Consider the following 20,487-nt stretch of genomic DNA (forward strand, 5'->3'; position numbering starts at 1 on the left):
CGTCCAATCATAAACGGCGACATGTTCGCGCCGATATTGGGTCAGTTCGGTATCGTGGCGCCAACCGGATTGCGATCGCGCCAGCGCGCAATTAATGCGAAAACAGAATGGGGAGCAGCGGCTTCGACAACATGCTCCTGGTTGCGCCACCAAGAATGAATTCACGGAAGCGCGAGTGCCCGTAGGCTCCCATCACAAGCAGGTCCGCGTTGTGGGAGGCGGCCTCCCCCGTGAGGACATCGCCGATCGACCTTCCCGCCGCATCCACGCGGTCAAGAGTGACATCGATCCCGTGTCGCGACAGGTTCTTGGCGAGTTCCTCGGACGAGTGCTTGGTGTCGATGATCTTCTCGTTTGTCACCGTGACAACGCGCACTCTCTTTGCCTTTTCCAGCATCGGAATGGCGTCGGCAACCGCCCGCGCTGACGAGCGGCTGAAATCCCACGCGACGATGACCGTGTTCAGTTCAAACGGACGAGAAAGCGGCTCTTCCGGCAATACCAGGGTCGGCCGTCCCGATCCGAAGATGATCGCTTCGGCATACCATTGATTATAGGAATCGGGCACCGAGACGATCGTGAGATCGCGCAGCCGCGCATAGTCCACCAGCCGCTCCGATACGCGATGGCTCAGGCTCTTCTCAAGGATGCTCTCGTGCGACAGGCCGGCCTTTTGCGCAGCCGCCTCAAAGGCGGCAAGGAGGTCTTTCGCGCTATCATGGCTCCGGTGCGCCTCACCGCCAGCTATCGCCTCGACAGTTCCAAAAGAAATAAAGCTCCCGGGGACCTGGATGTGAACCTCGCAGGAGATCGCCGCGATATGTGCGTCAAGCGCGCAGGCGCACGATAGGGCACGGTCGATCACAGAAATGGGCGTGGGATCCGGGTAACTGGTCAGGGTGAGCAGAATATCTCTAATAGCCATCGAACCCTCCGGCGGAATGTCGCAGGTAACCCTAGCTTCTGCGTTGCCGGGCGATTTGATCTATCGCAGTTCGCCGTTGGGCTTATCGCCCGGATCAAGCCCGAATTGAGTGCCGACCGGTCTTGTTTGTGGCCAGCTTTGGCTATTCGAGGACGCGACGACGAGCAGCGCAATGCGGCCTAAAGCCATATTGGCCCCTACAGGAGCCCGGGGACCCAAATTGTGGTCTCCGGGAGGTCAGCGAACGTTCATGCCGCAAGAGCGAGCGAGGTATCCAGCCTGATCCTACTAATCACGGGTGCCTGGACTGCTGCGCGCCGGCGGCTTTATCGAACTCTAGTTTCGCGAGAGACTCGTACGCGGACGGCCAGACACGACGTTCGCCGAGTATTCCCTCGATGTAAAGCGCGTTCACCGCGACGAGCAGGACGACGGCGAGCGGAGCTGCCAACAACACGCCGACCGGGCCTAACAAAAGGCCAAAGACCAAAGTTGCAAAGAGAGTAAGGACCGGAGGAAGTTCGACCGCCTCCGCCTGAACCACCGGGGTGATGATGTTACCCTCCACGAAGTGGATACCGGCATAGAGGGCAACGACATAGCCCACCAGCACGGGCCCCTGCATCGAAGCCATAAGGATCCCGGACACTGAGGCTAGGATCGGGCCAACATAGGGAACGAAAGCAAATATGCCCGAAATCAAACCCAATGCTATGGGTGCGGTGACGCCGAGCAACGCCAAGCCGATTGCAGTCAGCGTGCCCACTACTGCCATTGTTATTGACTGGCCAATGATCCAACGCCTGAGAGTAATTCCAAGCAGCTCGAGCATTTCCCTCGCGCCGTCCCGCCGTGGCGCCGGTACCAACCGCAACAGACCCTGAACATATCGAGTGGGCTGCACTGCGAAATACAATGCTGCGAACAGCAGAACGGCGATGTAGGCGACAGTCCGGACTACAGAACTAAACAGTGCCGCAACGTAACTCGCAACTGGCGCAGTGACGTTGCCAAGATTGATGTCCTGCGCATGCCCGAGAAGCCACGTGCCCCATGAACTCGATCCGAATTCACGGGCGAGTTGTGTGAGGCTTTGCGGCAAGTCCTTCGCGAGCAGGTTGAATTGTGATGCGATTTGCGAGCCGAACAGCCAGCCGACTGCCACAATAGATCCGAGGAGCGTGAGCACGACCGGCAAGACGGCCCAGGCCTCTGGCATTCGAGTTCGGCGGCTTAGCTCGTGGGCCAGGCCGCGCAACAACAGAGCCAGAAGAGCGGCCCCGAATGCAAGCACCAGCACGTCCGAAAGTTTCCAAACAGCAAGGCCCGCCACACCTACAAGGCACAGCACCACAACGGCGTGCGCGAATGAGGCGCCGGTCGGTTTCGTCCGCTCCACTGCTTCACGCGAAACGACAATGTCTAGTCTTTTCCATGCTCGCTTAGGTTCGGGAGGCGTGCAATCCGCAAGCGACACATCAGGCTACAAAAGAGATCTTCCCGTTGATTCAGATCAACTTCGCGCGCTCGGGACAACCTACCTTTGCTATGTGAGGTCAGGCCATGAAGAACGTCGCGAGCGATGACTACGGCCCGGTCGCCAAGACGTTGCACTGGGTAACGGTTCTTCTCGTTATCGTTGCTTGGGCGCTGGGCATGTTCGGTGAAGAGCTTTCCGAGAAGTCGGGACAGGGCTCTGGATTACTGACGCATATCTGGATCGGATTGACTATTCTGGTGGTCGCAGTCGTGCGGATACCGTGGCGTATTGCAAACCCGCCACCGAGAAGCGTGCCCACCGAGTTCGGCAGATGGTTGATAGAGTGGACCGATCCGGCATCTCGGTTGATGCATTACGTCCTCTACGGCCTCTTGGTGGTGGTACCTGCGCTCGGCATCGCGCTGCAGTTTGCACAAGGCCACTCGCTGCCGCTATTCGGGCTTGGAGAAATTCCATCGCCGTGGCTCGCTGACAAAGCGTTTGCGCACAGCGTCAAGGAGGCGCACGAGATTCTGGCCAACGTTCTCGTGATTTTGGCCGTATTTCATATGGCCGCCGCGCTCGTGCATCATATCGTTTTTGGCGACAATACTCTACGACGCATGCTGCCCCGCCTGCGCAAGCAGGTGTGAAGCTAGTCTGGTCTTTCCGTCGTAGCGGAAAAAATTCCGACCAACGCCATGTCCGAATTCCGAACGATCGGCGAGGTCACGTCGTTAGCTCTTGACCCAAATCAAGGCGGCGGTTGCGGTTAAAGACAATCATTCGCGTGTTCACTCGTCCTATGAGGAGGAGAGCGTCGTGAGAGAACTAAGCAAGAGTGCAGTGGTCGCGCTTGCCATCGCGGCGGCAATTTTCGGCACAGCCGTTGCCCAGGGCCAGCCCACGCAGCAAGGCACGTCGCCCGGATGGACCTGGGGCCCCCGAGGCATGATGGGTTACGGGTTCATGGGGCCTAGTATGATGGGCGATGCAGCTATGGGCCCCTGGATGATGGGAGGGGGCAGATCAGCGGAAGCAATGTGCAATGCGATGGGCAGCCATATCGAGGGACGCCTCGCTTACATCAGAGCGGAGCTTAAGGTGACGGATGCACAGGAGCCGCTCTGGAACACCTACGCTGCCGCCGCGCGTGACAATGCGAAAACCATGATTGCCCGATGCACGACCATGATGGGCAAACGTGACTCTCAGGTAAGTTTGCCGGATCGGCTTGATCAAAATGAACAGTTAATGGGTGCGCAACTCGATGCGATGCGTGCCATGGACAAGACGCTCAAGCCTCTCTACGCCGCGCTGAGCGATGGTCAGAAGAAAATTGCGGATCAGTTGTTCTGGGGTCCAATGGGCATGATGTGATCGAAGGAACAGGGGGCAAGAGAGCGCAGCGCCGCGGCGGCAAAACTTCGCGATAACAGAGAGGTTTGGCTCCCGCTTATTCTCTGTCTGTAATGTTGCCTGCGTGACTCCGGAGCCGGTAGGCCGACTCCGGGCTTGGTACACCGGAATACTAGTCCCGATCCTCGTGTTCCTCCTTCTCATGGGCTTCCCTGCGTTCCTCACGATGTCGCTCGCGGGCTTCGTGGGAGCGCTCGTCCCGCGGCGCGCCCAGATGCTCGCCGTCCTTGCGGACGCTTTCCGTCTGGGTCGTTACCTGGGAGTTATCCTTGTCCGGCACCCTGTCCTGGCTCGCTTGGGCTACGGCCACCACTCCGCCAATCCCGGCCAACACGGTCGTCAGGATCAGTGCTTTGCGCATCGTCGGTCGTCCTTTGCTTTAAGCCGGCCGATCATTCGGCCGCGCTGGCCGCGACTTTGACGCAAAGGCGCTGACGGAGCCCTGTTGATCCATGTCAGCCAAATGTCAGGTCGATTCCGGCATACATGGCGTCGAATTCAGCTGGGAAACGCATGCGTTTGCACCGTCTATTGACTGTGGTCCGGATGGCACTCCTGACCGCCGCATTTGCGTCACTGACAGCGCCGCCATCGTTTGCGCGCGACGACGATTCCGAGCGTCGGGAAGCGGTACGCCGAGCCGTGGAGGCTGGCGAGGTTCTTCCGCTGTCCAAAATCCTGGAAACGGTTCGGGTGAAGGTGCCCGGCGATATCACGGGGATTGAAATTAACCGCGAAGAGGGCCGCTGGCACTACGAGCTTCGAGTGATCGATCCCCGCGGCCGCGTCCTCGAAGTGCATGTCGACGCGCATAGCGGCAATATCGAAGAGATCGAGGCGAAGTAGATGCGCGTGCTTCTGGTCGAGGACGATCCTCGGATTGCGTCCGACGTGGCGCGCACGCTGGAAGCCGCGGGCTACGTGGTGGAGACGGTTGGCGACGGCGAGGAGGCCTGGTTTCGCGGCGACACGGAAGATTACGGCGCCGTCGTTCTCGACCTGGGTCTGCCCGGGATGGATGGGCTTTCGGTGCTCAAGCGCTGGCGGGCAAACGAACGCCAAATGCCGGTCCTGATCCTGACGGCACGCGGAAGCTGGGCCGAGCGGGTGGACGGAATCGATGCCGGCGCCGACGACTATCTGCCAAAGCCATTCCGTACCGAGGAACTGCTCGCACGATTGCGGGCGATCGTCCGGCGGTCTTCCGGTCATGCTTCTTCGGTGCTGAGCGCGGGCGATCTGACGTTGGATGAACGTCAGATGAAGGTCAGCCTGCGCGGGGTACCTGTCGCGCTATCGCAGCTCGAATATCGCCTCATCGCCTACCTGCTGCGGCATCGCGGGCGCGTCGTGCCACAGCACGAGTTGGACGAAAACGTCTATGGTCCGGGGCAGGAGCACGATTCAAACACGCTAGAGGTCCTGGTGCGCAGGGTACGCAAGAAGCTCGGACAGGAAATTATCGAGACGCGGCGTGGGTTCGGTTACTCGGTGCCGGAGACGCATCCATGAGATGGGCGTCGCTACGCCTTCGTCTGGTCGCCGGTGGCATGATCGCCATCCTCGTCGCGCTCGGGGTGGCAGGCGCAGGCCTGGTGCTCTTGTTTCAGCGTCATGTGTCGCGCACCATGGCGGCTGATCTCGACGTCCATCTCGGGCAAATGCTTGCCGGGATCGACATCGGTTCTGACGGGCGCCTCGTCATTGCCCGGCGACCTGCCGATCCCAGGTTCGAGGAGCCGCTATCCGGCCTGTACTGGCAGGTAACGGACGATCGCGACCAGATGCTACGTTCGCGTTCGTTGTGGGATACGACGCTCCGCCTACCGTCCGATGAGCTCGGCCCCAGTGAAGTGCATCAGCACGAAGTAGATGGGCCGGGCGATGCCCGGGTGCTCGTCGCAGAACGTAGCGTGCTGATGACGGCCGGCGATCGGCGCGTGCGCGTTCGGGCCGCCGTCGCATCGGATTTGTCGAGGGCAGCGGTAGCGGTAAAGGCCTTTGCCAAGGATCTGTCCGCCGCGCTCGGGCTGCTCGCGCTCGTGCTGGCGATCGCGACCTCAATTCAAGTCGGCCTTGGGCTTCGTCCGCTTGCCCTGCTCCGACGCGGTATTTCCGATATCAGGGCCGGCCGTCTCCGACATCTTCCAACTGCCGTGCCGAGCGAAGTGGAGCCGCTGGTGAAGGAAGTCAATGCGCTGCTCGACGCCCAGGAGCGGGAGATTGTGCGTTCCCGTGGCCGCGCGGCCGACTTGGCACACGGATTCAAGACGCCGCTCGCGGCGCTTATTGCGGACGCGGCGCGCCTCCGCGAACGCGGCGACAGCAAAATGGCTCAAGATATCGAAGCGGTTGCTGATTCCATGAGCCGCTATGTCGACCGGGAGCTGGCGCTCGCCCGGCTACGCAGCGGTGCGCGCAACACCGAAGCAGCAGTGACCGAGCTTTATCCTCTCCTAAGCTCGCTTCTGACCACGTTGGCACGGACGCCCTACGGCGAAAGAATTCGATTTGAGCGCTCAATTCCAGAAGGCTTGCGCATTCCGCTTGATCGCACCGATCTTGCCGAGGTGCTCGGCAATCTCCTTGAGAACGCAGCGCGTCATGCCAAGGCGCGGGTCAGCGTCACGGCCATTGTCGAGCCGATATCCGTGGTCGTTGAGGACGATGGTGAAGGCATTCCCGAAGAACAGATTGCGCGCGTGCTCGAAAGAGGCGGACGACTGGACGAACAGGGTTCGGGCACTGGGCTAGGCTTGGCAATCGTCCAGGATGTCCTTGATGCTTATGGATGGCGACTTCGGATCACCCATTCGGACCTAGGCGGTGCAAGGGTGACCATCGCTCCCGGTACAGATCCCGATATCCGCGCCAGGCACGAAAGCGCAGCAGCCTAATCCGCGCCATCCTGACAATTCGCTGACAGTTCCGGTCAGCCTGGCGACGGCCTACGTGAGCTATCGGTTGCGCGTCGATCGGCCGGCTAGCCGTTGACCTCTGTCAACCGCAAACGATCGGCTGGCCACTAGTCTTCGGATGGAGGTTTCAACATGCGCGTTCGAAATTCATCGCAAAGTTATGGCGCGATCGCGATGGCGCTGCATTGGATCGTCGTCGCGCTCGTCTTGGGCGCGTGGGTCACCGGACAATTCGGCGACGAATTGCCACGCGGGACGCCGCGCGAGACCGGCCTATTTGTCCACATGTCAATGGGCCTCGCCATCGTCGCTTTCGTGGTCGCTCGGCTGTTTTGGCGCTTGAGCGATCCGCCTCCCGCGCCGGAAGAGTCGCCCCTTGGCGCCTGGGGCGAGTGGGCGGGAAAGGCCGTTCACTGTCTGATTTACGTGGCTCTGATTGGGATACCGGTAGCCGGAATCGTGTTGCAGTTTGCCCGTGGGCATGCACTGCCAGTTTTCGGCCTGTTTGAGCTCGCCTCTCCGTGGCCTACGGATCGCGGCTTTGCGCATGACGTGAAGGAAGTTCATGAGCTGCTCGCCAATGCCATGATGGCACTAATCGGACTTCACGCAGCCGCGGCACTGGCCCACCATTACGTTTTCCGGGATCGGACTCTGCTGCGGATGCTGCCTCTCACGCGATCTCGACCGTTGTGAGCTCGCAAAAACTCTAAACCGATCGGGGACCATCATGCCTGCCACGCCGCACATCGAGAAGCATTTCACGGCATCGGAATCGGTGCGCGATGTGGTGATCGGCATGGCCGACGGTCTGACCGTGCCATTTGCATTGGCGGCTGGCCTTTCGGCAGCGGTGGTCAGCACGGACGTCATCGTTACGGCCGGCCTCGCCGAAGTCGTCGCTGGTGCCATCGCAATGGGCCTTGGCGGCTATCTCGCGGCACGCACCGATGCCGAGCACTACGCGGCCGAGGAAAGCCGGGAGAACTACGAAATCGATCACTTGCGCGAGAAGGAGATCGGGGAAGTCGAGATGATCTTCCGAGAATACGGTCTTGAGGGAAGCGTTCTCCAAAACGTTGTGAACGGGATCGCAGCCGACCGGCGACGATGGGTCGACTTCATGATGCGCTTCGAACTGGGCCTCGAGCGGCCCAACCCAAAGCGCGCCCCGATCAGCGCCGCCACGATTGGGGGCTCCTACATCGTCGGCGGGTTAATTTCTCTGATCCCTTATATGCTGGCCCACGGCATCACGACGGCACTGCACATTTCCGTCGCGGCGACCGGATTCGCGCTGCTCTGCTTCGGCGCGGTCAAGGGACATTTCACCGGTGTCAATAAGATCAAGTCAGCACTGCAGACGCTGCTTGTCGGCGGGCTCGCCGCTGGTGCGGCCTATTGGCTCGCGCATTTGTTTGGGTAGAAATGAATAAGGCGGCTTCACTTGACCAATCCAACGGGCCTGTCTTTCTCACTATTGCTGCAAGCTGAAGGCGCGCCTCCAAGTCAAGAACCTGCGAATCTCGCCATGTGGCGCTGCAACCGCCACTTGCGATGGATCAAACACGAACGCGCGGGAGAAAGCTAGGTTTTGCCTAAAGGAGAGAGTTGAATGGCGTTGCAGGATGTCCTGCTGACACCCACAAGGTATCCGGACCGGACGCCTGTCTCCGTAGTTGAAGCCGAGGCTCTCGTCGCGGCAACGTTCGCACTTCCAATCCCGATCTGGCGTTGACCAGCCATGGCCGAAACCACGAACACTTCCCGCCCACAATTGAAGATCCGCCGGGTCAGTCTCGACACGGGCCGGGAAAACGTCGTCGTGATTTCTCGTCATTCGAGCGCTCTGCAACCCGAAGTCTTTCGCGGCTTCAGTCGGGTCGAGTTGCGCTGTAATTCGCGTGTTCTGCTTGCAACCCTTCTGATCACCGACGAAGACGCGCTGGTGGGGCCGGAAGAACTGGGCCTGTCCGAGCCGGCATTTCGGCGGTTCGCCGAGCCGGTGGGCAGCCTCGTCACGGTGAGCCCCGCGGCTTCGCCGGAAAGTCTCGATGCTGTCCGCAACAAGATCGAGGGCCGCACGCTTCAGCCTGCCGAAATCGACGCGATCATCAACGACGTTACGCACTACCGCTATTCCGATATGGAAATCGCGGCGTTCCTGATCGGCTCGGCAAGCTTCATGACCTCAGGCGAACTGCTCGCCTTGGTCGAGGCGATGGCGCGGGCCGGCACGCAGTTGAAATGGCCAAGCCCGATTGTCGTCGACAAGCATTGCATCGGCGGAATTCCGGGCAACCGCACGTCCATGCTTGTTGTGCCGATCGTGGCGGCGCACGGCCTGACCATTCCCAAAACGTCTTCGCGGGCGATCACCTCGCCGGCCGGCACCGCCGATACCATGGAAGTGCTGGCCCGGGTTGATGTCAACGTCGAGGATATGAAGGAAATCGTTGCGAGCTGCCACGGCTGCCTGGTCTGGGGTGGACACGTCAATCTGTCGCCGGCCGATGACATCCTGATTTCCGTCGAACGCCCGCTCAGCCTCGACACCCGCGAGCAGATGGTGGCTTCGATCATGTCGAAGAAGCTCGCGGCCGGTTCGACCCATCTTCTGATCGACCTGCCGGTCGGCCCGACGGCGAAACTTGCCAACGCCGCGGACGCGATGCGGTTGCGCAAATTGTTCGAGTTCGTCGGCGATCATTTCGGCATATCCGTGGAAGTGACCACGACCGACGGCCGCCAGCCGATCGGCAACGGCATCGGTCCGGTTCTGGAGGCCGCGGACGTAATGGCCGTCCTCAGCAACGACCGCACCGCACCCGCCGACCTGCGCGAAAAATCGTTGCGGCTTGCAGCGCATCTTCTAGAATATGACCCGCAAATGCGCGGCGGCAGCGGTTATGCGCGCGCCCGCGAACTGCTCGACAGCGGCGCAGCGCTCAAGAAGATGCAGGAGATTATCGACGCACAGGGACCCAGCCAATGCCGCGCCGACATCGGCAAACTGACTTTCGACATCATCGCGGCCGACGACGGCGAGGTGGCTGACATCAACTGCCTGCAGCTCAATCGCCTGGCGCGGACGGCGGGCGCTCCGATCGACAAGGGCGCCGGCATCAAGCTGTTCAGGAAGATTGGCGACCGTGTCGAAAAGGGCCAGCCGCTGTATCGCATCTACGCCTTCGACCAGTCCGAACTCGACCTTGCCGTGGGCGCCGCAAAGGCCAATCCCGGCTACACCGTCGTCAATCCGCGGACCAGCGGGACAGCGCCGTGAGCGCGGCCGTCATCCAAAGCCTACCGGCATCGTCGCGCGAGGCGGTCAGGCTTGCGGCGCGGCTGGGTCTGGCATCCCGCGAGATTGCCATCCATAGCTTTCCCGACGCTGAAATCCGGGTGACGGTCGGACCGTCGGCACCCACGACCATCCTCTATGCTTCGCTCGATCAACCCGACGAAAAACTCATCGCGCTTCTGCTCGCAGCCGAAGCGCTGCGGCGCGGCGGCGCCAGGCGCCTCGTCCTCCTCGCGCCCTATCTTTGCTACATGCGCCAGGACACCGCGTTCCACGAAGGCGAGGCGATCAGCCAGAAGGTAGTCGGCTCGCTCCTCGCAAGGTGCGTGGATCGCGTTATCACCGTCGACGCGCATCTGCATCGGACGGCAGACATAAGAACTGTATTTCCGGGTATCGAAGCCGACAATCTGTCGGCGATGCCGGCAATCGCAGACGAACTGGGAAAAATCGGGATTGATCCCGCGACGATCGTCATCGGCCCGGATGCAGAATCGCGGCCGTGGGTCGCCGATCTCGCCAGTCGGCTTGGACTGTCCTCGACTGTCGCGCACAAGAGCCGTCGAGGCGACCGTTCCGTCGAACTCCGGTTCCCTGAGCCTGCGCGCATTGCCGGCCGTCCCGCCTTGGTCGTCGACGATATCGTATCGTCGGGCGGCACCATGATCGCCTGCGCCAGGGCGCTGGCGGCAGCCGGCGCAACCGCGATCGACGCCGTCGTCATCCATGCATTGTTTTCCGAAGAACTCGGCCGCGAGATGCTTCGGTCGGGCATTCGTTCGATCCGCTCGACACACAGCGTGCCGCATCCCACCAACGCTATCGTCCTTGACGAACTCTTCGTCGACGCCTTGAAAGGCGAAATGATACGCCCCGGAGTTCCGGAGATTTCCCAATGAGCGTGACAATCCGATTTTGCGGCGCCGCCCGCACGGTGACTGGCTCCTGCCATCTCTTCGAAACTCGATCCGGACGCTTCCTGGTCGACTGCGGATTATTTCAGGGCCACAAAACCCTGAAAGAGCTGAATTACAGCGCTTTTCCATTTCGCCCTGCCGATATCGATGCGGTGCTGTTGACGCATGCCCAATCGACCACAGCGGCTTGCTGCCAAAGCTCGTGCGCAACGGCTTTGCCGGCCGCATCCTGGCGACGCGGGGCACCATCGATCTCTGCAGCTACATGTTGCCGGACGCCGGCAGCATCCAGGAGTCCGAGGTTGCCGCGCTCAATCGGCGCAACGCGTCGCGCGGGCGCGCGGAGGTTTCGCCGATCTACACGCACGCCGACGCGGTTTCCGCGATGCAGTCCTTTACGCCGGTCGCGTACGAAGAATGGGTCGATGTGCTTCCCGGCGTTTGCGCACGTTACTGGAACGCCGGGCATCTGCTCGGCTCGGCATCGATCGAGATCGAATGCGCCAACGGCGACGCACCGCGAAAACCGCTGCGTATTCTTGCCTCGGGCGATGTCGGCCCGGACGCCAAATTGCTGCAGCCGGATCCGGAAGCGCCTGCGGGTTTCGATTACGTCATCTCTGAATCGACTTATGGCGACCGCGAGCGGCCGCCCATCACGCCCGACGCCCGCCGTGCGCGGCTCGCCGCGGAGGTTCGCGAGGCGGCCGCCCGGAAGGGCCCGCTGCTAATTCCGGCTTTCGCGGTGGAACGCACTCAGGAGCTGATCGTCGATTTGGTCGACCTGATGGAGCGCAGTGAGGTGCCGGTTGCGCCGATTTTTCTCGACTCGCCGCTGGCGATCCGAGCCACCGAGGTCTTCTGCAAGCACGCATCGAGCCTCGACCAGGACGTCGACGTGCGCAGGCTTTTGAATTCGCCGCAGCTGCGGTTCACCGAAACCGTGGAGGAGAGCAAGGCAATTGCAAGACTGACCGGCTTTCACATCATCATCGCCGCCAGCGGCATGTGCGACGCTGGACGTATCAGGCACCACCTGAAGAATTGGCTGTGGAACGCGCGCGCCACCGTCTTGCTGGTTGGCTTTCAGGCCCGGGGAACACTCGGCCGTTTTCTCGTCGATGGCGCTAAAGCCGTTCGTCTTTGGGGCAACGAAATCAGGGTGGCGGCCAGTATCCGAAGCATCGACGATTATTCTGGACATGCCAATGGCGCCGAGCTCGCGCGTTGGATCGCCGCGCGCCGGCCGATCGAGCGGGGCCTGTTTCTGGTCCATGGCGAGGAGCCAGCCATCAACGGTCTGGCGGAACGCATTTCCGAACGGATCATTCCGGCGGCCCGGTTGTTTCAGCCGCTGCTGGACGACGTTTACGAATTATCCGCCGCCGTTCCAACGCCGCTCGATGTTTCGCGCCGCCGACGGCTAGCTCCCGAAGCCGTGGTCGCGCTTGATTGGCATAACGATATGTCGAAGCTGGTCCTCGATATCAACGAGCGCATCGCTGCGGCCGCCGACGATCGCGCGCGCGGCATCATCGTTCGCAGATTGCGGCGTGCGCTGGAAGCGTCCGGTTGATAGGCCAGGAGGCTGAGTACCGAATACTCGGTCGGATGCTCCGCGACGCTGCCAATCAGGAGAAATACAGCACGACCGCAGACATTGTTCGTCAAATCGCGCTGACCGGCTGCCGACGTAGCGAGATGGTCGGCTTGAAATGGACGGAAGCGGACACCGAGTCGAGTTGTCTGCGATTGGAGGACAGCAAAGAAGGTGAATCCATCGGGGCTATTTTTGGCTTGCTTTCGATTTTCGACGGTCTTCCCAGACTGACAAGTGGCGGTTGGCGTGCAATCCCGTTGATTTGGGTCAAACTAGAACACGCCCGACACTGCTAAACGCATCTCTCCGGAAACTGGGGTGCGATGCGATGACCCATGGCCTGAAATGCCTGATGATCGCCGGCCTGACCGCCGTCTTCGCCGCTGCCGTTCACGCCGAGGATGCCGATGTCGGCAAGGCGGAATTTCAAGCCTCGTGTGCGAGCTGCCATGGCGCGGACGGAAAGGGCAAGGGACCCGTCAGCGGCCAGCTGAAGCTGCCGCCCGCCGATCTGACGGCCTTGGCCAGGAACAACAACGGGGTATTTCCGACCAACGCCGTCTATGAAACAATCGACGGACGAAAGACGATTCCCCGCTCACGGCAATCAGGAGATGCCGATCTGGGGTGAGCGCTTCAACCCCGTTAAGAGCTTGCCGCACACGGTCGATCCGGCTTACGACGTGCTCGATCCTGCGCGAGGATTGCGGGAAGCCGTGGTGCGAACGCGAATCCTCGCCGTGATCGACTATCTGAGCCGCATTCAGCAGAAGTAGCTGCCGCGAAGGCCCCTGGATCGCCGTCCTGCTGGGGCTTGCTCGCCCGCGGCGAAGCGATCTGCCGCCGTGGATGAACGGTGGCCTCGTGCGCGTGCAGGCCGCTTGCGTACGGGATTGATCCCCATCAAGGCTGTCCCGGCGCAAAGCCGATAGTCGTCAGCCATCTGCAATCGACGGGCACGCGATGAACCCGAAAAGCGCCAGCCGCAAGACCGCGAAGCCGTGGGCCAGCCGCCTGTCGACCTTCGGCCTCGCCGTGACCTGGATGCTCTTGCTCGGGTCCGGACAGGCACAGGCAGGCGAAGTGCACGGCGCGCAGACGCTTGCACCGATGGTCGAGAAGATCATCCAGAGCGTTGTCGGCATCGACGCCGGCATGGAGGCCGCGGCAGTCTCCTCGTCAGCGGTCTCAAGTCCCGCACCTCCCGATCGGCAGCCTGACATGACGAGGCATGTCTATGGTTCGGGCGTCATCATCAAGGCGGAGCCCGGGCTGATCGTGACGAACAACCATCTGGTCGATGGCGCCAAAACCCTCTCGGTCCGATTGCCGGATGGACGCCAGGTCGAGGCGCAATTCGTCGTCGCCGTCGAGCGGTACGACCTGGCGATGCTGCGAATCTCGACCGCCGGCCTGACGGCGGCTCGCATCGGCCGATCGATCGAGGCAGAGCCGGGGGATTTTGTCGTTGCGATCGGCGGTCCTTCGGAACGCGGTCGAAGCGTCAGCTTCGGCATCGTCAGCGCGCTGCACCGTTCGCGGCCGGGCATTCCGTGCCAGGATCTCATCGAGACCGACGCCTTGCTGGATCGCGACAGCTCAGGCGGCCCGCTGTTCAATCTGCGCGGCGAAGTGATCGGCATCGTTGCCGCCGGCACCGGCGAGAGCGAATCCGGGCGCAGCCTTGGCGTGGCGATCCCCTCGGACGCCATCGATCGCCTGTTTGCCAGAATGAACTAGCCGTTCCGCGCGATCAGGGTGACTTGAGATGACGATTGGAAGGCGCGCGCCGCAAACCGTCTTCAGTTGGCTTGGCTTTTCTGCAGCTCCTGATCTTCCGGCGATTTCAAGTAGAATCCGGAGAAGGCATCGCCCCAGCACAAATGATCGTGTACCTGAACGACGCCTTGAACGTTCTCGGCGGCGACGATCGCTGCCTTGCGAAATCTGCTTTCGGTGATCACGCCGCTCAAATGAACGATGCCATCGCGGACCATGACGCTCAGTCCCAGCGGGCACCAAGCCTGTGGTTCGATCTCGTCGAGAATCCGTCGTCGGATCTGATCGTCGTTCGTGGTCGGCGCGGGCATGTCGTGCGCCAGGCTCGCCACGGTGCGCAGCAGATTGGTTCGGGTGATGATGCCGACGAGCTTGCCGTCGCGCACCACCGGCAGCCGCTTGACGTTGCTCTTCTCCATCAGGTCGACGACGGCGGCCAGCGGCGCGTCCTCGGCCACGGTGACCACCGCGCGCGTCATGATCTCCGCGACCTTGCGTCCATGCTCGAGCACGTAGTCTTCGGCCCATTGTCCCGGCCCGAGGACGAAGGTCATCAGCCAGTTGCGCTTCTTTTCGGTGCCGATCTCGGTACGACGAAGGAAATCGCGTTCGGTGACGATACCAACGAGCGCGCCGTCACGGTCGACCACCGGCAACCCGCTGATGCGATGCTGGAGCATGATGTTTGCGGCATCGAGGATGGTGCTGTCCGGCGTTATCGAAAGCACCCTACGGGTCATGATCTGATGTGCATACATGCCGCTATCCTCCCTGCGTGCTGGAAACGGCATCCAGCCTAGCTGGTGATGCGGCCGAACTGTTGATCTGACGCAAGCGTCGAAAATGAGGTCGATTTGATCTGACGCAACGAGTGCGGGAAGCCCATGCTTCAGAAAGTGCAGGTCCTTGCAGACCAGACACGCACGTCCTTCAGGTTAGGCCAGATCGTGTCGCCGGGCTGCGTCGGATGAAGGGCGGCATTCGCCGGCGCATCCCCGCCAGCGGGGCCGCTCTTCCCCCGGACAACCCTAACGTCGAGGATCGAGGTTGGCATGGAAAAGGACTACTCCAACGTCTGCAGGCACATTTCCAGGAATCTGGGCCAGCTGCGCAGCGACATTCCCGAAACCATGCGCGCGTTCTCGGCTCTGGCGCAGGCGGCGACCAGAAATGGTGCGCTCGACGCCAGGACGAAGGAATTGATCGCGCTTGCGCTTGGCGTTGCCGCTCACTGCGACGGCTGCATCGGCTTTCACGCCCAGGCCCTGGTAAAGCTTGGTGTCGGCCGCAAGGAGGTCGAGGAGGCGCTCGGAATGGCGGTCTACATGGGCGGCGGCCCTTCCTTGATGTATGCCGCCGACGCGCTCGGCGCATACGACCAGTTCAGGAGCGCGCGATGGTGTCCCAGCCGGTGACCGATTGACACTGGTCAGCGGCAGGGCGGCGCACGTGTGAGCGAGATCGAAAGTGGCGGACGAAAGGCTCCCAGCCCGGCGGCAGGTTTGACTTGGCTCAACGATGATGTCGCGACCACGCGTAAAGATGACCTTTCATTCCGCCTCATCGGAGCACGCATATGAATTTGGTCAACGTCATGGTCTATGTCGACCCTCAACAGCAGGACGAGGGACAGATTCGCGTCGCCGAAAGCATCGCGGACAGGTTTCACGCAGGGATGATCGGTGTCTCCGCGTCTGCGATTGATCCTCCCGTTGTTGCCGAGGGAGTGATCATCGAGCAGACCACCGAGGAGGACATCGGGCGAATTCGCGCGAATCTTGCGGCGAAGGGCGATTGGTTCAGGAGGATAACGGGACGGGAGCGCCATGTGGCGGAATGGCGCTGGGCGCTGGAATCCCCGACGATTTTCCTGGCGGAGCAGGCAAGAGCGGCGGATATCATCGTCTTCAAGCGCAGGAAATCTCAACGCGACAATTTTCACTACCTCGACTCGGCCGAGGCGATCCTTCGGATGGGACGTCCCACGTTGTCGGTGCCGGAAGGTGTGACCAGCTTGTCCGCCGACCGCATCGTCGTCGGCTGGAAGGACACAAGGGAGGCGCGTCTGGCAGTTCGTGACGCGCTGCCCTTCCTGATCCGGGCCTCGAAGGTGACGATCGCCGAAGTCTGTGCATCGGAGGAGCAGGACGCCGCGACCCGCCGCCTGCGCGATGTCGCCGGCTACCTCGAGCGGCATAACGTCAACTGCCAGTTCGAGGTCCGCGTCCATACAGCGGAGCCGGACGCGGAATACCTAGTCAGGCTGGCCCGGAGCGAAGGTGCAGACCTGATCGTCACCGGGGGCTACGGGCATAGCCGCCTCGGGGAATGGATGTTCGGCGGTATGACGCGCGGCCTCCTGCAGCAGGCTCCGATCTGCCTGCTGATGTCGCACTAGACCAGTCGATCCCGCGGAGCCGCAAAAAGCGATGGCGGCTACCGACCATTGAAACAATGCCGGTTTATCACTCCGCGAATTGATGGCGATCAAGGCCGCCGGCCGAGGCGCGTTCAAGATGCGGGTGCATCAAAAGAGGAGCATGCCATGATGCGCAACGTCGGACGGATTGATCAGTATGCCCGGATCATCATCGGTCTGGCCCTGCTCGCCTACACCGTGAAGGATGGTTCGCTCGGCGCAGGCTGGCTGGTTGTCGGGACCATCGGCGTCGTCCTGATCGTCACGGCCTTCTTTTCGTTCTGTCCACTCTACACGTTGCTGGGAGCCAACACCCGGCAGAAGTCCAGCTCCGTCTAGGCATTCGGTCATCCTGATGAACGCAGGTGTTACTCTCGCCGAGCTGCGATCGCGGCTCAAGCGTCTCAACACGGGCGCTACCCTGAAAATCTCCGAGCACGACTATGAGCGCTTGTTCGGAATCAACGAGATCGCTGCTGCCAAGGCCGCGCAGTTTGCCAGGACGCATCATTGCGTGAGCGTCCCGAGAGCGGATGCGGTGTATTTCCGAAAATTGATTGCGGACGCATGCTACTCACCGGACCTGGTGCCGGGCGACGCTGTCGCATTCCGCTGAGCCAAGACTCGTTCAGCGCACTCTCAGTCCAGGGTGATGAGGGTCAGAAGCAGCCGGAACACTTCCCAGCCGGCTGCGACCAGCAAGGCCCCAGCGATCAGCAGCCGGCCGTACCACGAGACGGTCGGACCGCTTCGACGAGGCCGGCGCCGACGCCGCACCCAGTGTTCGAATGTGGGTATCGCTGCGCGGGGCGCAGTGCCGCGACGCTGCTCGTCGGGCTTGTGCTCGTCCCATTGTCGTGACTGATCCATTTGCGCCAAGCCAAGCATCAAACAAAATTCAGGATCGCATTCCGAGGAAGGAACGGCCTTGATACGGATCAACAGTGGCGTCGCGTGCCGCCAATTCGTCACGCCGGCGGCGCGCGAGGCTTGTCCTCAACCCTTCAGGGCGGTATCGCCGGCAGCTTGTTGCGGTCGATACGCGGCGCCTTGTGGCTTGTGCTGGCTGCTGGCAGGTAGCGCAAGGTGCTTTCCGGCTTCGGCGGCGACGAGGTAGCCGAGCGTGATCAGAACGATCGTGCCAAGAAGCATGGGCCGGCCCCAGCGCAAGGAATATCGCGGCAGCAAGCGCGCCCAGCGAGCCCGCGACCAGAACACGATTTGGCCGACTGGCCCGCCACGGCCGCCGTTGTGAGCGGATCAGGAAGATGACGAGAATCTGCGTCGCGATGGATTCCAGAAACCAGCCGGTTTGAAATGAAGAGGTGTCGGTGCGGAACACTTTCAGTAAAATGGTGAAAGTCGCGACATCGAACAACGATGAAATGGTGCCCATGACCACGGTGAATCGCAGGATGTCCGCCATATTCCACCATTGCGGTCTTTCGGCGTCCTCTTCGTCGATCTCGTCGAAGGGAATGCCGATCTCGGAGAGATCGTAGAGCAGGTTGTTGAGAAGGATCTGCAGCGGCAGCAGCGGCAGGGCAATGGATGCCAGCGCCATCGACAGCATGTTGCCGAAATTCGAACTGGTTCCCATTCGGACATATTTCAGGATGTTCGCGAAGGTTCGCCGTCCCTCGATCACGCCCGCGCCCAGTGCCGAGAGGTTCGGGGCCAGCAGGATCATGTCTGCCGCGGCACGGGCTACCTCAGTCGCGCCCGCAACTGAAATCCCGACATGCGCCGCGTGGATCGCCGGCGCGTCGTTGACGCCATCGCCCATGAAACCGACGATGTGACCACGCTGGCGCGAGGCCCGAATGATCCGTCTCTTCTGTTCGGGATCGATTCTGGCGAACAGGTCGACGCCTTCGATCTGCGCGGCGAGCGCCCGATCGCTCAAATCAGCGATCTGGCCGCCGGTCAGGACGCGCCTCGAGGGCAGTCCGACGGCATTCGCGACATGTGCGACCACTGCGGCGTGGTCTCCGGAAAGCACCTTGATGCCGACGCCGCGCGCTTTCAGCTCCTCGACCGCCCTGGCCGCGTCCGGTTTGGGCGGGTCGGCGAAGGCGCAGAAGCCGACCAGCGTCAGGAGACGTTCGTCCCCGGTCGTAACATCGGTCTGATCCGGGGCCATGGTCCGGACGGCGACGGCCAGCAGCCGAAAGCCCTGCCTGGCATGGTCATCCTGCAGGCGCACGAGCTCGGCGCGGCGATCGTCGTCCAGCGGTCGTGCCATGCCGTCAACCTCGACGGCGACGGCGCGATCCATGATCGCTTCCGGCGCGCCCTTGACGATGAGAAACCGGTCATTGCCGCGTGCCACGAGAATGGAGAGACAGCGGCGTTCGAAATCAAAGGGAATCTCGGAGAGCCGCGTCCAGGCGCTGCATTTTTCCGGCGCTTCCACGGCGAGCAGCGCCTCATCGAGCGGGCTGTGGATTCCGGTCTGGAAAGCGCTGTTCAATCGGGCCAATTCGAGCACCCGCTCGCTGCTGCATCCGGCGGGATCGAGATGTGCCGCGAGGGTGATTTTGGCTTCCGTCAGCGTACCGGTCTTGTCGACGCACAACGTGTCCATCGCGCCAAGATCGTGGATCGCGGACAGCCTCTTGACGATCACTTGTCTCTTGGCCATCCGCTGCGCTCCGCGCGCCAGCGTCACCGTCATCACCATCGGCAGGAGCTCCGGCGTCAGGCCGACCGCCAGCGCAACCGCAAACAGGAAGGATTCCATGGCCGGTCGATGCGCGACGAGGTGGGCAAGCAGCACGAAAAGCGTGAGAAAAAGCGTCAGCCTCAGAATGAGCATCCCGAGCTTCTGCAAGCCTTGTTCGAGCGCGCTCGGCGGATCGTTCGCCAGGAGCGCTGCCGTGATCATGCCGAAGCGCGTACGGCGCCCGGTCTCGACGACCAGCATGACGCCACTGCCTCCGACGACGCTGGTGCCGGCGAACAGGGCGTTGCTTGCTTCCGCTGGCAGGTTGGTGGCGCAGGGCTCGGTCGTCTTGGCGGCAGGAAACGGTTCACCCGTCATGAGAGCTTCGTTCAATTGGAGATCGCGGGCTGCGAGCGCCACCCCGTCGGCAGGCACGAGGTCTCCGGTCCGCAGCTCCACGACATCTCCCGGCACAACCGCGCTCACCGGCAGGGCCACGATCGCGCCGTCGCGAATGACGTCGGCCTGGATTGCGACGGAACGTCGCAGGGCGTCGGCTGCGACTTCGGCGCGATGCTCCTGCACGATGTCCAGCGTCAGCGACAGGCCGACCACAAGCACGATGATCGCAAAGCTTCCCAGGTCGCCACTGATCCCCGAGACGGTTGCCGCCACGATCAGGATGGCAATGAGCGGATTGACCAGACGATGCACGACCTTTTGCAGTATCGAGCGGGTCTGCGAAGGCTCGGCCAGATTTGGCCCGACCTGCGCCAGCCGCCTTTCGGCCTCCTGTTGCGGCAGGCCGCGCCATTGCGTGTTGAGAGCCTCCATCAGCGAATTGGTCGGTTGCCGCCAGAATGCTTCAACGGCTACTCCACGCGCGGGCGGCTTGGGCGGCATGAGCGTCTCGCGATGTTGGAAGGGACCTGCGGCCAAACGTAGCCACGCCGCATTGGCGTGTACTTGATGTGGCTCAAACCATTCGCGAGGCGGCTCATGTTCGGGCTATCCGGGTTGGCCAAGAACTTGGTTGGTCTTATAAATTCCGCTTCGGGCAG

At 61.8% G+C, this 20,487-nt stretch carries 22 protein-coding genes and 2 pseudogenes; 18 read left to right on the forward strand and 6 right to left on the reverse strand.

Features of this window, described 5'->3' with window-relative positions:
- Window positions 1–91 precede the first annotated feature (91 nt).
- Together ACVWY5_RS00960 and ACVWY5_RS00965 are read right to left on the reverse strand one after the other, a co-directional pair.
- Window positions 92–925, reverse strand: coding sequence for a universal stress protein (locus tag ACVWY5_RS00960; RefSeq protein ID WP_028337258.1), 834 nt, complete (start codon window positions 923–925; stop codon window positions 92–94).
- A 292-nt stretch (window positions 926–1,217) separates the two neighbouring features.
- Window positions 1,218–2,324 (reverse strand): AI-2E family transporter, encoded by a 1,107-nt coding sequence (locus ACVWY5_RS00965; RefSeq protein WP_321177092.1) that lies wholly within the window; start codon window positions 2,322–2,324, stop codon window positions 1,218–1,220.
- Window positions 2,325–2,488: 164 nt separating this feature from the next.
- On the opposite strand from ACVWY5_RS00965, the gene ACVWY5_RS00970 reads away from it, so the two are divergent.
- Together ACVWY5_RS00970 and ACVWY5_RS00975 are read left to right on the forward strand one after the other, a co-directional pair.
- The gene (locus ACVWY5_RS00970) at window positions 2,489–3,058 is read left to right on the forward strand and encodes a cytochrome b (protein ID WP_028337260.1); all 570 of its coding nucleotides are present in this window, start codon (window positions 2,489–2,491) and stop codon (window positions 3,056–3,058) included.
- Between the two features lie 91 nt (window positions 3,059–3,149).
- Window positions 3,150–3,785, forward strand: coding sequence for a Spy/CpxP family protein refolding chaperone (locus ACVWY5_RS00975; protein WP_321177093.1), 636 nt, complete (start codon window positions 3,150–3,152; stop codon window positions 3,783–3,785).
- A 151-nt stretch (window positions 3,786–3,936) separates the two neighbouring features.
- Here ACVWY5_RS00975 and ACVWY5_RS00980 read toward each other — a convergent pair whose 3' ends face one another.
- A complete protein-coding gene (locus ACVWY5_RS00980; RefSeq protein WP_028337262.1) occupies window positions 3,937–4,185 on the reverse strand; it encodes a hypothetical protein in 249 nt (82 codons plus the stop codon).
- Window positions 4,186–4,370: 185 nt separating this feature from the next.
- Between ACVWY5_RS00980 and ACVWY5_RS00985 the strand changes: the two genes are divergently transcribed.
- The 12 genes and pseudogenes from ACVWY5_RS00985 to ACVWY5_RS01040 all read left to right on the forward strand — a co-directional run bounded on the left by ACVWY5_RS00985 (window position 4,371) and on the right by ACVWY5_RS01040 (window position 14,303).
- Entirely contained in the window at window positions 4,371–4,670 is a 300-nt protein-coding gene (locus ACVWY5_RS00985) for a PepSY domain-containing protein (protein ID WP_321177094.1), read from the forward strand.
- The gene (locus tag ACVWY5_RS00990) at window positions 4,671–5,336 is read left to right on the forward strand and encodes a response regulator transcription factor (RefSeq protein ID WP_028337264.1); all 666 of its coding nucleotides are present in this window, start codon (window positions 4,671–4,673) and stop codon (window positions 5,334–5,336) included.
- A complete protein-coding gene (locus tag ACVWY5_RS00995; RefSeq protein ID WP_028337265.1) occupies window positions 5,333–6,721 on the forward strand; it encodes a sensor histidine kinase in 1,389 nt (462 codons plus the stop codon). Before ACVWY5_RS00990 ends, ACVWY5_RS00995 begins: the two co-directional genes overlap by 4 nt.
- A gap of 153 nt (window positions 6,722–6,874) precedes the next feature.
- Window positions 6,875–7,438: a cytochrome b gene (locus ACVWY5_RS01000; RefSeq protein ID WP_028337266.1), complete on the forward strand. Its 564-nt coding sequence runs from the start codon at window positions 6,875–6,877 to the stop codon at window positions 7,436–7,438.
- 34 nt (window positions 7,439–7,472) lie between these two features.
- The gene (locus tag ACVWY5_RS01005; protein WP_028337267.1) at window positions 7,473–8,168 is read left to right on the forward strand and encodes a VIT1/CCC1 transporter family protein; all 696 of its coding nucleotides are present in this window, start codon (window positions 7,473–7,475) and stop codon (window positions 8,166–8,168) included.
- Between the two features lie 318 nt (window positions 8,169–8,486).
- Window positions 8,487–10,028 carry a thymidine phosphorylase family protein gene (locus ACVWY5_RS01010; protein WP_028337268.1) on the forward strand — a complete coding sequence of 514 codons (1,542 nt, stop codon included), beginning with the start codon at window positions 8,487–8,489 and terminating at the stop codon, window positions 10,026–10,028.
- The gene (locus ACVWY5_RS01015; protein ID WP_028337269.1) at window positions 10,025–10,945 is read left to right on the forward strand and encodes a ribose-phosphate diphosphokinase; all 921 of its coding nucleotides are present in this window, start codon (window positions 10,025–10,027) and stop codon (window positions 10,943–10,945) included. Before ACVWY5_RS01010 ends, ACVWY5_RS01015 begins: the two co-directional genes overlap by 4 nt.
- A pseudogene (locus tag ACVWY5_RS01020) lies at window positions 10,942–12,539 on the forward strand (MBL fold metallo-hydrolase RNA specificity domain-containing protein). Before ACVWY5_RS01015 ends, ACVWY5_RS01020 begins: the two are co-directional and overlap by 4 nt.
- An 8-nt stretch (window positions 12,540–12,547) precedes the next feature.
- Window positions 12,548–12,754: pseudogene (locus ACVWY5_RS01025) on the forward strand (integrase); the annotation flags it as partial.
- Between the two features lie 161 nt (window positions 12,755–12,915).
- Window positions 12,916–13,194, forward strand: coding sequence for a c-type cytochrome (locus ACVWY5_RS01030; protein ID WP_456671624.1), 279 nt, complete (start codon window positions 12,916–12,918; stop codon window positions 13,192–13,194).
- On the forward strand, window positions 13,178–13,339 hold the full coding sequence (locus ACVWY5_RS01035; RefSeq protein ID WP_321177096.1) for a hypothetical protein: 162 nt from the start codon (window positions 13,178–13,180) through the stop codon (window positions 13,337–13,339). Before ACVWY5_RS01030 ends, ACVWY5_RS01035 begins: the two co-directional genes overlap by 17 nt.
- A gap of 187 nt (window positions 13,340–13,526) precedes the next feature.
- On the forward strand, window positions 13,527–14,303 hold the full coding sequence (locus ACVWY5_RS01040) for a trypsin-like peptidase domain-containing protein (protein ID WP_051376336.1): 777 nt from the start codon (window positions 13,527–13,529) through the stop codon (window positions 14,301–14,303).
- A gap of 62 nt (window positions 14,304–14,365) precedes the next feature.
- Here ACVWY5_RS01040 and ACVWY5_RS01045 read toward each other — a convergent pair whose 3' ends face one another.
- Window positions 14,366–15,100 carry a CBS domain-containing protein gene (locus tag ACVWY5_RS01045; protein ID WP_028337271.1) on the reverse strand — a complete coding sequence of 245 codons (735 nt, stop codon included), beginning with the start codon at window positions 15,098–15,100 and terminating at the stop codon, window positions 14,366–14,368.
- A gap of 294 nt (window positions 15,101–15,394) precedes the next feature.
- Between ACVWY5_RS01045 and ACVWY5_RS01050 the strand changes: the two genes are divergently transcribed.
- From ACVWY5_RS01050 to ACVWY5_RS01065, 4 genes are all read left to right on the forward strand, one after another.
- Window positions 15,395–15,757 carry a carboxymuconolactone decarboxylase family protein gene (locus tag ACVWY5_RS01050; RefSeq protein ID WP_028337272.1) on the forward strand — a complete coding sequence of 121 codons (363 nt, stop codon included), beginning with the start codon at window positions 15,395–15,397 and terminating at the stop codon, window positions 15,755–15,757.
- Between the two features lie 161 nt (window positions 15,758–15,918).
- Entirely contained in the window at window positions 15,919–16,740 is an 822-nt protein-coding gene (locus ACVWY5_RS01055; RefSeq protein WP_028337273.1) for a universal stress protein, read from the forward strand.
- A 147-nt stretch (window positions 16,741–16,887) separates the two neighbouring features.
- Window positions 16,888–17,100 carry a YgaP family membrane protein gene (locus ACVWY5_RS01060; RefSeq protein ID WP_028337274.1) on the forward strand — a complete coding sequence of 71 codons (213 nt, stop codon included), beginning with the start codon at window positions 16,888–16,890 and terminating at the stop codon, window positions 17,098–17,100.
- Window positions 17,101–17,116: 16 nt separating this feature from the next.
- The gene (locus tag ACVWY5_RS01065) at window positions 17,117–17,377 is read left to right on the forward strand and encodes a hypothetical protein (protein ID WP_028337275.1); all 261 of its coding nucleotides are present in this window, start codon (window positions 17,117–17,119) and stop codon (window positions 17,375–17,377) included.
- A 23-nt stretch (window positions 17,378–17,400) separates the two neighbouring features.
- On the opposite strand, the gene ACVWY5_RS01070 is transcribed toward ACVWY5_RS01065, so the two are convergent.
- Both ACVWY5_RS01070 and mgtA read right to left on the reverse strand, forming a co-directional pair.
- Window positions 17,401–17,703 carry a hypothetical protein gene (locus ACVWY5_RS01070; RefSeq protein ID WP_321177097.1) on the reverse strand — a complete coding sequence of 101 codons (303 nt, stop codon included), beginning with the start codon at window positions 17,701–17,703 and terminating at the stop codon, window positions 17,401–17,403.
- A complete protein-coding gene (gene mgtA, locus ACVWY5_RS01075) occupies window positions 17,660–20,329 on the reverse strand; it encodes a magnesium-translocating P-type ATPase (protein WP_321177098.1) in 2,670 nt (889 codons plus the stop codon). The genes ACVWY5_RS01070 and mgtA overlap by 44 nt, the downstream gene beginning before the upstream one ends.
- Window positions 20,330–20,487 lie beyond the last annotated feature (158 nt).

The sequence above is a fragment of the Bradyrhizobium sp. USDA 3256 genome, assembly GCF_054058275.1.

Coding starts and splice junctions, on each gene's coding strand:
- ACVWY5_RS01055 (WP_028337273.1), top strand. CDS start 15,919: ATGAATTTGGTCAACGTCATGGTCTATGTCGACCCTCAACAGCAGGAC.
- ACVWY5_RS00960 (WP_028337258.1), bottom strand. CDS start 925: ATGGCTATTAGAGATATTCTGCTCACCCTGACCAGTTACCCGGATCCC.
- ACVWY5_RS01040 (WP_051376336.1), top strand. CDS start 13,527: ATGAACCCGAAAAGCGCCAGCCGCAAGACCGCGAAGCCGTGGGCCAGC.
- mgtA (WP_321177098.1), bottom strand. CDS start 20,329: ATGCCGCCCAAGCCGCCCGCGCGTGGAGTAGCCGTTGAAGCATTCTGG.
- ACVWY5_RS01030 (WP_456671624.1), top strand. CDS start 12,916: ATGATCGCCGGCCTGACCGCCGTCTTCGCCGCTGCCGTTCACGCCGAG.
- ACVWY5_RS01060 (WP_028337274.1), top strand. CDS start 16,888: ATGATGCGCAACGTCGGACGGATTGATCAGTATGCCCGGATCATCATC.
- ACVWY5_RS00980 (WP_028337262.1), bottom strand. CDS start 4,185: ATGCGCAAAGCACTGATCCTGACGACCGTGTTGGCCGGGATTGGCGGA.
- ACVWY5_RS01005 (WP_028337267.1), top strand. CDS start 7,473: ATGCCTGCCACGCCGCACATCGAGAAGCATTTCACGGCATCGGAATCG.
- ACVWY5_RS00995 (WP_028337265.1), top strand. CDS start 5,333: ATGAGATGGGCGTCGCTACGCCTTCGTCTGGTCGCCGGTGGCATGATC.
- ACVWY5_RS01035 (WP_321177096.1), top strand. CDS start 13,178: ATGCCGATCTGGGGTGAGCGCTTCAACCCCGTTAAGAGCTTGCCGCAC.
- ACVWY5_RS01065 (WP_028337275.1), top strand. CDS start 17,117: ATGAACGCAGGTGTTACTCTCGCCGAGCTGCGATCGCGGCTCAAGCGT.
- ACVWY5_RS00985 (WP_321177094.1), top strand. CDS start 4,371: ATGGCACTCCTGACCGCCGCATTTGCGTCACTGACAGCGCCGCCATCG.
- ACVWY5_RS01050 (WP_028337272.1), top strand. CDS start 15,395: ATGGAAAAGGACTACTCCAACGTCTGCAGGCACATTTCCAGGAATCTG.
- ACVWY5_RS00990 (WP_028337264.1), top strand. CDS start 4,671: ATGCGCGTGCTTCTGGTCGAGGACGATCCTCGGATTGCGTCCGACGTG.
- ACVWY5_RS01000 (WP_028337266.1), top strand. CDS start 6,875: ATGCGCGTTCGAAATTCATCGCAAAGTTATGGCGCGATCGCGATGGCG.
- ACVWY5_RS00970 (WP_028337260.1), top strand. CDS start 2,489: ATGAAGAACGTCGCGAGCGATGACTACGGCCCGGTCGCCAAGACGTTG.
- ACVWY5_RS01010 (WP_028337268.1), top strand. CDS start 8,487: ATGGCCGAAACCACGAACACTTCCCGCCCACAATTGAAGATCCGCCGG.
- ACVWY5_RS01045 (WP_028337271.1), bottom strand. CDS start 15,100: ATGTATGCACATCAGATCATGACCCGTAGGGTGCTTTCGATAACGCCG.